The following is a 10,531-nucleotide window of genomic DNA, read 5'->3' on the forward strand; positions in this document are numbered from 1 at the left end:
TTTTTACTAGAACAGGAATGAATTCTTGATTAGTCAGGTAGATGTTTTTTAACGAATTGCGTCATTGCTACTGAAACTACTTTCTGTAAATACTGTTGTTGGTTGATAAAATGAACGAGTTGCAATACCCACTTCATAATGTTTTAGAAGCCCGTGCGCGCTTAGGTGAAGGGCCTATCTGGGATTCAAACAAAAAGTTACTTTACTGGGTCGATATTTATAACCGTCGGGTGCATCAGTTTAATCCTGCTACGGGGAAAGACCGCTTTTTTGATGTGGGAGATGTGGTAGGCGCGATCGCAATAGCAGGTAAAGATAGATTAATTATGGCGCTGCGTCATCACCTGGCATTTCTTGACACACAAACAGGTGAAGTTGCCACAATTTTAGAAATTGAAGCACATTTACCAGATAACCGTTTTAACGATGGTAAATGTGACCCTCAAGGTCGTTTCTTTTTCGGTTCGATGTGTTCTTCCGAAAAACCCCAGGCTAGTCTTTATCGCTATGACACTGATGGATCATTGCATATAATGGAAACAGGATTGACTATCTCTAACGGTCTGGGTTGGAGTCCCGATCAAAAGACATTTTATTTGACAGATTCTCCCCAGCAAAAAATATATGTTTATGACTTTAATTCAGTAACAGGAAACATTAGTAATCGTCGGATTTTTGTTGATTTAACTAATGAATCTTTCTACCCAGATGGGTTGACGATAGACAGTGAAGGATATATCTGGTCAGCTATGTGGAATGGATGGTGTGTGATTCGTTTCAACCCCAAGGGTGAGGAGATATTGCGGATAAAGCTACCTGTGCAAGTGCCAACTAGCTGCACCTTTGGGGGCGAAGATTTACAAACACTTTACATCACCACTGCTTCGGTTGGACTCAGCCAAGCAGAGATTGATAAAAGTTTCTCCTCTGGTGATTTGTTTGCTCTCCAAACTGATGTTACTGGATTACCTAGCTATGATTTTTAGAAATCAAGTAGTAGCTGTATCAAAATGAGGCGCTAAGTTGCCTCTTACATTTGTTTAACTCGACTCTTTACTTGTTTGCGAATTCTATAAATTCCGGGTTTTAAACTTTTGATCTTGAAGTATCGAGTTCAAAGGCGCAACTTCCGACCTTAAAGGTGCAACTTCCATCCTCAAAGGTGCAACTTCCGACCTCAGAGGTGCAACTGTCGAGTTCAAAGGCTCAACTTCCGACCTTAAAGGCTCAACTTCCGACCTCAGAGGTGCAACTTCCGAGTTCAAAGGTGCAACTGTCGGGTTCAGAGGCTCAACTTCCGAGTTCAGAAGTGCAACTTCCGAGTTATAAGCCAATACGCTTGGGTTAAGATCCCCCCGCCTTCGGCGATCCCCTTAAAAAGCTACGGTGTACACACAAGTCTTCTAGAGTTGCGCCACAGGCTTTTGATCCCCCCCAACCCCCCTTAAAAAGGGGGGCAAAAAGCTCTTAAAGTCCCCTTCTTAAGGGGAGCCACTGCGCCCTTGCGGTTTCCCGACTTGAAGCACGTGGCGTGGATTTAGGGGGATCTCCAACGATTTTGGGTTTGTACAGAGATGTGTGTACACCGTAGCCTTAAAAAGGGGGTAAAAGAGATATTAGCCCCCCTTTTTAAGGGGGGTTGGGGGGATCTCCAAACACTAAATATCACTAACCCAAACGTATTGAGTTCTAAGGGACTTCCAAGCGTCGGGTAAATTGCTCCAGATGTTAATGTCAAGGTAACAAAGTGCTAATAATTAGGGTAAGGATTGCACAAACCGAAAGGAAAAGTTTGTAGTCAAAGGCTCTGGTAGTCTTTTTCCTTGTGCTTGGTAATCTTCAATCAAAAGTTCCATCACTTCCTCACCATTATTGAGAGCATCCGCGTAGGTATTTCCATGAGTGTGTGCATAGGGGCCAAACTCAGGTAGGCTGACAATGTACTTTTTATCTTCCTGCGACCACTGAATTACAATACTATATTGTGGTTTCATTAGACGTTTTCAATCAGCAGTGCTAGCTTTTTGCGGCAAAAGATAAATACCCCCAGAGATTAAAGTCAAGGCGACAGAAATCCAAAAGGCAGTCAGAGAGGGAGTTTGCCACACTTCAGGTAGGGGCGCAATCAAAAGCGCGATCGCTATTATTTGACTAACAGTTTTGAGTTTACCCCAAATATTCGCCCCGGTAATCGTCGGTTGATTTACCCGCCAACCTGCGATCGCTAATTCCCGCGCTAAAATCAAAAACACTCCCCACGCTGGGACTTTACCCAATTCCACCAAAACTAATAACGGCGCTAGCACCAAAAACTTATCCACCAAAGGATCAAGAAATTTCCCTAACTCAGTAACTTGGTTAAGTTTCCGCGCCAAATAACCATCCAACCAATCTGTTAACGCCGCAACTAAAAAAATTGCCAAACATACCCACCTAGCCTGTGATGTAGAGTTATACAACCCATATAGTAGAAAAGGCACACCCAGAAGGCGAGAAAAGGTAATCCAGTTGGGTAAATTCATGATTATGGGTTGGAGAGTTTTTATAATTTCAACCAATCAAATAATTGCCCTAATGTCAAATGTAAATCACTAACTAAATCGGGTACTGGCAATATATCTTTTTCGTCTTCTAAAAATATTGGTTGTTGGTTGGGTGGATAAATTAAAATGTTATGTTCTTCAGGGTCAATTAACCAGCATAAGCTACTACCATGATTTAAACAATGTAAAATATTTCTGGTGACTTTGGTTGTACTTTGTTCAGGAGATAATATTTCAATTGTCCAATCTGGATATATATTAAACACATTGGCAATATTACCTTTTTCATCTACAGGGATTCTCGCCCAAGCAAATACTGCCACATCTGGGACAATGGAACGTCCACCAAAGGTACAGCGTAATTCTGGCAAAGCTAAGGCGATTTTTCGGGGTTCTGCCACATTGTTAATAGCATTAGCTGATTGAATCTGTAATCTACTATGTTTCCCTTGGGGCATGGGTTTTTGAATGATTTCACCGTTGATATATTCACTCGCTGGTTTTGTTTCTGGCAACTGTAAAAATTCTTCTAAAGTTATCTGACGAGTTGGTGTTTTTATCATAATATTTCCTTGCTCGTATTTAACTCTAAGTTTAGCTTAACTAGGCTTTTTTGCTTTTTTGCTTCGTGCCTTAGCAGACAACAAAATATATTCAAATGAGATTTTTAGTGTAATTGCATGGCATGATCTGTAATTTGAGATTATCCAAACAATAATATGATTGACAATACAGATTTTCGCATCGAACGTGATTCGATGGGCGATCGCCAAATTGCTAGTAGCGTTTATTACGGCATTCAAACGCTGCGGGCAATGGAAAACTTCGCCATTAGCGGCATCAAGCCTTTAGCTACTTACGTGGATGCTTGTCTAATCATTAAAAAAGCTACAGCAATTGTTAATGGGGAACTAAGCTGCATTCCCGAAGATATTAGTCAGGCAATTGTCCAAGCAAGCGATGAAATCCTGGCTGGGAAGTTGCGCGATCAGTTTGTCGTGGATGTCTATCAAGCTGGTGCTGGAACTTCCCATCACATGAATGTCAACGAAGTTTTGGCAAATCGCACCTTAGAAATTCTTGGTGAGGAAAAGGGCAATTATAAACGTGTTAGTCCCAACGATCATGTTAATTATGGGCAGTCTACCAATGATGTAATTCCTACGGCAATTCGCATTGGTGGTTTATTGGCATTATCCAAGACATTACACCCAGCAATGGAGGCGGCGATCGCTGCCTTAGAAGACAAAGCTGTAGAATTTCAAGATATCGTCAAATCTGGCAGAACCCACTTGCAAGACGCTGTACCAGTGCGTTTGGGTGATAATTTTCGGGCTTGGGTACAAATCCTTACAGAACACCAAAACCGGATTTACACCGCTTCTGGTGATTTGATGGTGCTGGGTTTGGGAGGTAGTGCAGCCGGAACGGGTTTAAATACTCATCCTCTGTATCGCGCCCGTGTAGTGGAAGTTCTCTCAGAATTGATTGACACTCCCCTAGAACCTGCGCCCCATCTCATGGCAGCTATGCAGAGTATGGCACCATTTGTCAATGTTTCTGGTGCTTTACGCAACTTAGCGCAGGATTTAGTCAAAATATCTCACGATTTGCGGCTGATGGATTCGGGGCCAAAAACAGGCTTGAAAGAAATTCAACTGCCTCCAGTGCAACCCGGTTCCTCGATTATGCCAGGGAAATATAACCCAGTCATGGCAGAGATGACATCAATGGTGTGTTTTCAGGTGATGGGTTACGACAGTGCGATCGCCTTAGGCGCACAAGCCGGACAATTAGAGTTAAATGTGATGATGCCGTTGATTGGCTATAACCTAATTCATAGTATCGAAATTCTGGGTAATGCGATCGCTGCACTCACCGAACGCTGCATCCAGGGAATCACAGCCAACCAGGAACGTTGTTTAGCATACGCCGAAGGCAGTTTAGCTTTAGTAACTGCACTAAATACCCACATCGGTTATTTAAATGCCGCAGCTGTCGCCAAAGAATCTTTAGAAACTGGCAAATCCCTGCGGCAAATTGTTTTAGAACGCGGTTTGATGAGTGAAGCAGACTTAGCCACAGTATTAAATCTAGAACAAATGAGTGGTATCTTAGCCCTCAAAACAGAATAATAAGTCATAGGGCATTGGGCATTGGGCATGGTTTATTCCCCCTTGTCCCGCCCATCTCCCTCATCTTCCTCATCCCCTATTTATCCATGCAGACTCAAAAACCATCTGTTAGTCTCATTCGGGCTACATCTTACGAACGAGAAGCCTTACGAGAATCCTTAGTCACTCTCCTAGAACCTTTTGGAGGAATGGCAGCATTTGTGAAGAAAGGCGATCGCGTTTTACTCAAACCGAATCTACTTACAGGGACGCGTCCTGGTAAAGAGTGTATTACCCGTGCCGAAATAGTTTACGAAGTTGCCCAGATGGTAATTGAGGTTGGCGGTAAGCCATTTTTGGGGGATAGTCCGGCTTTTGGCAGTGCCAAGGGCGTAGCAGTGGCAAATGGCTATCTGCCTATTTTAGAAGAACTGAATCTGCCCATCATCGATTTTCACGGTCAACGTTACCAAACCGTTAGTGATAATTTTAACCACCTACGGCTGTCTAAAGAAGTAATGGAAGCAGATGTGGTGATTAATCTACCTAAAGTGAAATCACATATGCAGTTGACATTAACACTGGGCGTAAAAAACTTGTTTGGTTGCGTCCCCGGCAAAATGAAAGCTTGGTGGCACATGGAAGCTGGAAAAGATGCGAATAGATTTGGTGAAATGCTAGTAGAAACTGCCAGGGCAATTAACCCTAACTTAACCATATTAGATGGCATCATCGGTCATGAAGGTAATGGCCCTAGTAATGGTGAACCTCGCCAACTAGGCATTTTAGCAGCCGCATCAGATGTATTTGCTTTAGATCGGGCAATGGTGGAAATCCTCAATGTTCCTCCTGAACAAGTACCTACAGTTGCAGCCTCTCAAAGGCTAGGAGTTTGTCCAGAAATTGATTCCATAGAGTTTCCCCATTTAAATCCTGACTTATTAAAAATAGAAGATTGGCGGCTACCAGACAAGTTGATGCCTATCGATTTTGGTATGCCCCGCGTAATTAAGTCTACGTTTAAGCATCTTTACACTCGATTTATTAAAGAACCAATGAATATCTACGGAAAGAACTAGTACCGCTTTGCGTAATTCGTAATTCGTAATTAAGTTTTAGCAAGGGTTTCTTCTTAGCCCCCCTTTTTAAGGGAGGTTGGGGAGATCAAGTCTTATCCGAACCGTATTAAGACCGCCCTACAATAGTTAGTGGCGGTTTTTTACTCACATTCCAAATAATCTTTACTCTACCTATATATAGATTGACAAAACTGCTGTGATATTACACACACTTGGCAATTTAAATTCTAAAATATTTCTTTAGTAGTATCACTGAATCTATAGTGTACAACACAATTAATGTCACTGTATTTATTCGGTAGTTAGGAGTGGTTAAAAAAATCATACTACCTATTTGTTATCTAGTATTAAATATTTGTGTGTATAACTACAGTAGGACAATCGAAAACACTCAATAGCTATCAGTGGTTTTGCTGGTTTTGTGTTCTGTATTACAAATTAGCAATTCAACTAAAATGACCTGACGAAAGGAGTTGCAGGATGTTATAATCATGAAGTATCGGACAAATACATTTTGCTTATTAATCTTTAAGCAGCGAAAAAATGTAATTTATGATGCTGTTAAAGTTAGCTTTGGGTATGCAAACAGTTACATCATACAGGGAAACATCTGAAAACATTAATCACCAAATAAAACATGATTTGTTTTCTCGTAACTTTGGATTAATAACTTCTTGTATAAAAACGCTATTAGGACAGTTGTAAAACTGGTTTATCTTGTAGAATGCAACACATTTTACAATTTAAAAATAGCTAAAATAGCATCAACACTCTCACTGAGAGAGTAGACCTACACAGTGATCCGAATAACTTCAATTTTGTATGAATTCAAATAGCCAGTCAGCCAATTCTGCCGACACATATTCCAACCGTTTGGCAGATATTGTGGGAACTGCGATCGCTCTTTTAACTCTCACCCTACCCGTATTTGTCATCGCCCACTATTCTTCAGCTAATGTTCAAAATAACCAGCAACCCCTGATCCAAAACCTACAAGGAAGTAAAGAGTGACAAAACTTCCTAGTAATGTTTCACCATCAGGAGAGCTACAAACAAGGAGAAAACAGATTTTGAGATAATGTCTGTAGATATGGATGTAGTTCATCAGGAATAAACTAAATCTGTGTTGTGTGACTCCAGGTTTCAGTTGTTTTGACAGAGTAAGGGCAGAAATCCCTTCAACAGCAATTAAGGGCGGGGGAGATCCATAAAACCCTCTTGGAAAAAGCGTTGCGAAGTTTACTCGCAACGCTTTTTCCATTGTTTGGCTAATTCCAGGAGACTGAGAACAGAATAAGGGAATAGGGTACAGGTTACAGGGCGTAGATCATTCCCTGTCCCCTGTCACCTATCACCAATGCAGTGAAATGAATACCTTGGGAAGAGATCCATATTGTCCTAAAATTCTACACGGGGAGCGAAGTTAGTGCCCCCATGATTCACTGTTAGCGGAGGAGTTTTTTGTGGACTTATCTCGTATTGCTGCCCAACCAAAACCGGGTCTAATCAACGTTCTGATTGAAATTACAGGCGGAAGTAAAAATAAATATGAGTACGACAAGGAACTAGAAGCTTTTGCTCTAGACCGAGTACTTTATTCATCGGTACAATATCCATGTGACTACGGCTTTGTACCCAATACTTTGGCTGATGATGGCGATCCCCTAGATGGTATGGTCTTAATTGACGAGCCGACCTTTCCAGGGTGTGTGATTGCAGCGCGACCGATTGGCTTCTTGGAGATGATTGACGGGGGCGATCGCGATGAAAAAATTCTTTGTGTTCCTGACAAAGATCCGCGCTACGCTCAAGTAAAATCTCTGAAAGACATAGCACCACACCGCTTAGATGAAATTGCCGAATTTTTCCGCAGTTATAAAAATTTGGAAAAAAAGGTAACTGAAATTCTCGGTTGGCAAGATGTAGAGAAGGTTGCAGCAATAGTTGAAAAATCAGTCAAAGCTTATAGAGGATAATAGAAAAGTTAAGAGCTAGGAGTTAAGAGTTATGAATTTTTATTCCTAACTCATAACTCCTCACTTTGATAACTTTCGTTTGTTACGGCTTACAAAAACTGCCACCAACCCCAAACCAAATGCAGCGTACTTTCCTTTTGGCAAAAATTCATAATTGCACCCTCACGGGGGCAAATATCAACTACGTGGGTAGTATCAGCATTGATCAAATTCTCCTGGAAAAAGCTGGCATCTTACCCTATGAGCAAGTGCAAGTAGTGAATAATGCCAATGGTAAACGCTTTATTACTTATGCGATCCCCGCTCAAGCTCATTCAGGAATAATTGAACTCAATGGAGCTGCGGCACGTCTAGGCATTATTGGCGATCGCTTGATTATAATGACTTACGGGCAGTTCACTCTAGAAGAGTTAAAAAATTACTCACCTACGGTAGTTATTGTGGACGAAAAAAACAAGCCGTTGGAAGTGCGCCACTACGATGACTTGCTTAGTAAGGTCTAACTTCAAGGAAAATGTCAAATTTTGAGTTATCGGGTTTCCAGAATTCCACATCTGAAAAGTCAACTACCCTGCTAAGTAGTCCAGAGGGTGAGTTTCTAGTGCAATTCTGGGGTGTACGGGGTTTGATTGCCACTCCAGGCAGCAACAGTAGTCGCTATGGTGGCAATACCGCTTGTGTAGAAATGCATATAGGCGGGAAACGCTTGATTTTTGATGGCGGTACTGGCTTACGCATACTGGGTAAAACTTGGCAACAATTGCAACAGCCACTAGAAGCCCATTTATTTTTTACCAACTGTCAATTAAATCGTATTCAAGGGTTTCCCTTTTTTGCCCCGGCATTTATTGGGGAAAATTGCTTTCACATTTACGGCACAGCTGCTTCAAATGGAGCCTCAATCAAACAATGTCTGTATGACCAGATGCTCCAGCCGCACTTTCCTTATCCTTTGCAGGTAATGCAGTCGGAATTGCAGTTTTACAATTTGACTTCAGATAGTGAGGTGAGGCTGGATGATGTCACCATTACAACCGCATTGATTAATCAAACTCAGCGTTCAGTTGGCTACAGAGTCACTTGGCAGGAATATAGTGTTGCCTACGTCACGGATTTGAATCCGAACGCGGAGCAAATAGAACGAGAGCAGATTTTACAGTTCATTAAGGGCGTTGACTTACTTATTGCCAATGCCACCTACACTCCTCCCACATCTCACAATCATGACTGTGCTGATTTACTCTGGCAAGCTGCGATGAACACAGCTCTTAGTGCTGGTGTCCAAGGGCTAGCTATTTCTCATCATCACCCAGATGACCATGATGATTTTCTTGACCAGGTTCAAGTCGATGTTAAATCTGCCTTTTCTCAGGCATTACTAGCCCGTGAAGGTCTGGTATTAGCTATTGATAAGTGATTAAGTGATTAGACTGGTTGGCAGCGTATATCTAAAAAAATTTAAAAAAGAATTCAGTAGTCAGAATCAATGAATCTCGTTTATTAATCCACCTTTTTGCTGTCGGAGGGCTACGCCTAGCTCACCAGTACTTCGACCTTTCTCTATGAGACGCTGCGCGTAGCTTGCTTAAGAGCAGGGGTACGGCAAAGCTCAGTAACCATCGCCCAGAATTCAATTCTGTTAGCGGTAGCGCGGCGTTTAGCCGATTCTGGCATCCTGACTCCTGAATTCTTTCTTGTTAAACAGGCAAATCAGCAGCACTATGGATGTTTTCTAATATTAAGTCTGGGCTACTACGTTTAATTAAGCCAGTTAGCACTTTACCAGGGCCAATTTCTACTACTCGCTGGATGCCGTTGGCTGGTAATTGCAGAGAAATTTCTCGCCAGCGGACTGAACCTGTCATTTGTTTGTTCAGGCGCTGCTTTAAAATATTGGCATCAATAGACGGAATTGGTTCTACATTAGACAAAACTGGTACAGTAGCTGTTTGAAATTCCACAGATTCTAGAATGTCTTGGAATTCTCTAGCAGCAGCAGCGATTAAATGTGAGTGAAATGCTCCAGAAACTTTTAAAGGAATAGCACGTTTTGCTTTGACTTGAGAGATTACTGCTTGTACAGCCTCAGTCGTGCCTGAAATTACCACCTGAACTGAACTATTATCATTTGCCACCACGACATCAGGCGTTTGGGCAATGACTTTTTCTAATTGGTCGTGGTCAAAGTTCATCAAAGCCGCCATCATACCACCAACGGCACTATCCATAAGTTCCGCACGACGTTTCACCAGATATAAACCAGCCGACCACTCAAAAACACCCGCAATGTAAAGGGCAGAATATTCTCCTAAACTGTGTCCAGCAACTAAATCAGGCCGGTGTTCTCGCTCTCGGAGCAGGTCAGCAAGAATGCTTTCTACCACATAAAGACTTGGCTGGGTATATAGAGTCTGTGATAACTTTTCTTCTTGGCTTTGACAGATTTCCGTTACAGACCAGCCCAAAATTTCCTCAGCTTGGGCAAATTTGTCTTTAGCGGCAGATATATCTAATAAATCCATTCCCATTCCCAGTACTTGGGAACCTTGTCCGGGAAACACCCATGCAGTTTTAATCATTTGTCATTAGTCAGTGGTCAGTAGTCATTGGTCATTGGTCATTGGTCATTGGTCATTAACAAAGGACAAATGACAAATGACAAATGACAAAATATTTATCTTCCCCATTGAAAAATTGCCGCGCCCCAGGTAAGACCGGCACCAAAACCGGATGCAGCAACAATGTCATTGGGTTTAATTTTGCCTTGTCGTACTGCTTCATCTAAAGCTAAGGGAATGGAAGCAGCAGAGGTATTGCCA

At 42.0% G+C, this 10,531-nt stretch carries 13 protein-coding genes; 7 read left to right on the forward strand and 6 right to left on the reverse strand.

The annotated features are described in order from the left end of the window. Nucleotides 1–110: 110 nt before the first annotated feature. Nucleotides 111–986 (forward strand): SMP-30/gluconolactonase/LRE family protein, encoded by an 876-nt coding sequence (locus ACEW80_RS27460; protein WP_373529637.1) that lies wholly within the window; start codon nt 111–113, stop codon nt 984–986. Nucleotides 987–1,070: 84 nt separating this feature from the next. Here ACEW80_RS27460 and ACEW80_RS27465 read toward each other — a convergent pair whose 3' ends face one another. The 4 genes from ACEW80_RS27465 to ACEW80_RS27480 form a co-directional block, all read right to left on the reverse strand. Beyond that, nucleotides 1,071–1,334 (reverse strand): hypothetical protein, encoded by a 264-nt coding sequence (locus ACEW80_RS27465; RefSeq protein ID WP_373529638.1) that lies wholly within the window; start codon nt 1,332–1,334, stop codon nt 1,071–1,073. A 423-nt stretch (nt 1,335–1,757) separates the two neighbouring features. Then, a complete protein-coding gene (locus tag ACEW80_RS27470) occupies nt 1,758–1,994 on the reverse strand; it encodes a type II toxin-antitoxin system HicB family antitoxin (RefSeq protein ID WP_373529639.1) in 237 nt (78 codons plus the stop codon). A gap of 9 nt (nt 1,995–2,003) precedes the next feature. Continuing rightward, a complete protein-coding gene (gene pgsA, locus ACEW80_RS27475; protein ID WP_373529649.1) occupies nt 2,004–2,522 on the reverse strand; it encodes a CDP-diacylglycerol--glycerol-3-phosphate 3-phosphatidyltransferase in 519 nt (172 codons plus the stop codon). 20 nt (nt 2,523–2,542) lie between these two features. Next, nucleotides 2,543–3,106 carry a Uma2 family endonuclease gene (locus ACEW80_RS27480; protein ID WP_373529640.1) on the reverse strand — a complete coding sequence of 188 codons (564 nt, stop codon included), beginning with the start codon at nt 3,104–3,106 and terminating at the stop codon, nt 2,543–2,545. Between the two features lie 156 nt (nt 3,107–3,262). Here ACEW80_RS27480 and ACEW80_RS27485 point away from each other — a divergent pair, with 156 nt between their 5' ends. The 6 genes from ACEW80_RS27485 to ACEW80_RS27510 all read left to right on the forward strand — a co-directional run bounded on the left by ACEW80_RS27485 (nt 3,263) and on the right by ACEW80_RS27510 (nt 9,129). Beyond that, complete coding sequence (locus tag ACEW80_RS27485; RefSeq protein ID WP_373529641.1) at nt 3,263–4,678, forward strand: aspartate ammonia-lyase; 1,416 nt, start codon at nt 3,263–3,265, stop codon at nt 4,676–4,678. A gap of 86 nt (nt 4,679–4,764) precedes the next feature. After that, complete coding sequence (locus ACEW80_RS27490) at nt 4,765–5,736, forward strand: DUF362 domain-containing protein (protein WP_373529642.1); 972 nt, start codon at nt 4,765–4,767, stop codon at nt 5,734–5,736. A gap of 822 nt (nt 5,737–6,558) precedes the next feature. Further along, nucleotides 6,559–6,747 carry a hypothetical protein gene (locus ACEW80_RS27495; RefSeq protein ID WP_373529643.1) on the forward strand — a complete coding sequence of 63 codons (189 nt, stop codon included), beginning with the start codon at nt 6,559–6,561 and terminating at the stop codon, nt 6,745–6,747. 452 nt (nt 6,748–7,199) lie between these two features. Further along, the gene (locus ACEW80_RS27500; protein ID WP_373529644.1) at nt 7,200–7,712 is read left to right on the forward strand and encodes an inorganic diphosphatase; all 513 of its coding nucleotides are present in this window, start codon (nt 7,200–7,202) and stop codon (nt 7,710–7,712) included. A 119-nt stretch (nt 7,713–7,831) separates the two neighbouring features. After that, nucleotides 7,832–8,215 carry an aspartate 1-decarboxylase gene (panD, locus tag ACEW80_RS27505; RefSeq protein ID WP_373529650.1) on the forward strand — a complete coding sequence of 128 codons (384 nt, stop codon included), beginning with the start codon at nt 7,832–7,834 and terminating at the stop codon, nt 8,213–8,215. Between the two features lie 11 nt (nt 8,216–8,226). Beyond that, a complete protein-coding gene (locus ACEW80_RS27510; RefSeq protein WP_373529645.1) occupies nt 8,227–9,129 on the forward strand; it encodes an MBL fold metallo-hydrolase in 903 nt (300 codons plus the stop codon). 280 nt (nt 9,130–9,409) lie between these two features. On the opposite strand, the gene fabD is transcribed toward ACEW80_RS27510, so the two are convergent. Both fabD and ACEW80_RS27520 read right to left on the reverse strand, forming a co-directional pair. After that, nucleotides 9,410–10,291 carry an ACP S-malonyltransferase gene (gene fabD, locus ACEW80_RS27515; protein WP_373529646.1) on the reverse strand — a complete coding sequence of 294 codons (882 nt, stop codon included), beginning with the start codon at nt 10,289–10,291 and terminating at the stop codon, nt 9,410–9,412. 95 nt (nt 10,292–10,386) lie between these two features. Beyond that, a partial coding sequence (locus ACEW80_RS27520; RefSeq protein WP_373529651.1) for a 3-oxoacyl-[acyl-carrier-protein] synthase III C-terminal domain-containing protein occupies nt 10,387–10,531 on the reverse strand: 145 nt, incomplete at its 5' end.

Origin of the sequence: Nostoc sp., from assembly GCF_041747015.1 — a bacterium.
In the GTDB taxonomy this organism is placed as follows: domain Bacteria; phylum Cyanobacteriota; class Cyanobacteriia; order Cyanobacteriales; family Nostocaceae; genus Nostoc.

What these genes read in the sequence shown, in the direction of transcription:
- ACEW80_RS27485 (WP_373529641.1), top strand. Translation starts at nt 3,263, where the DNA reads ATGATTGACAATACAGATTTTCGCATCGAACGTGATTCGATGGGCGAT.
- ACEW80_RS27470 (WP_373529639.1), bottom strand. Translation starts at nt 1,994, where the DNA reads ATGAAACCACAATATAGTATTGTAATTCAGTGGTCGCAGGAAGATAAA.
- fabD (WP_373529646.1), bottom strand. Translation starts at nt 10,291, where the DNA reads ATGATTAAAACTGCATGGGTGTTTCCCGGACAAGGTTCCCAAGTACTG.
- ACEW80_RS27480 (WP_373529640.1), bottom strand. Translation starts at nt 3,106, where the DNA reads ATGATAAAAACACCAACTCGTCAGATAACTTTAGAAGAATTTTTACAG.
- ACEW80_RS27495 (WP_373529643.1), top strand. Translation starts at nt 6,559, where the DNA reads ATGAATTCAAATAGCCAGTCAGCCAATTCTGCCGACACATATTCCAAC.
- ACEW80_RS27490 (WP_373529642.1), top strand. Translation starts at nt 4,765, where the DNA reads ATGCAGACTCAAAAACCATCTGTTAGTCTCATTCGGGCTACATCTTAC.
- panD (WP_373529650.1), top strand. Translation starts at nt 7,832, where the DNA reads ATGCAGCGTACTTTCCTTTTGGCAAAAATTCATAATTGCACCCTCACG.
- ACEW80_RS27510 (WP_373529645.1), top strand. Translation starts at nt 8,227, where the DNA reads ATGTCAAATTTTGAGTTATCGGGTTTCCAGAATTCCACATCTGAAAAG.
- pgsA (WP_373529649.1), bottom strand. Translation starts at nt 2,522, where the DNA reads ATGAATTTACCCAACTGGATTACCTTTTCTCGCCTTCTGGGTGTGCCT.
- ACEW80_RS27460 (WP_373529637.1), top strand. Translation starts at nt 111, where the DNA reads ATGAACGAGTTGCAATACCCACTTCATAATGTTTTAGAAGCCCGTGCG.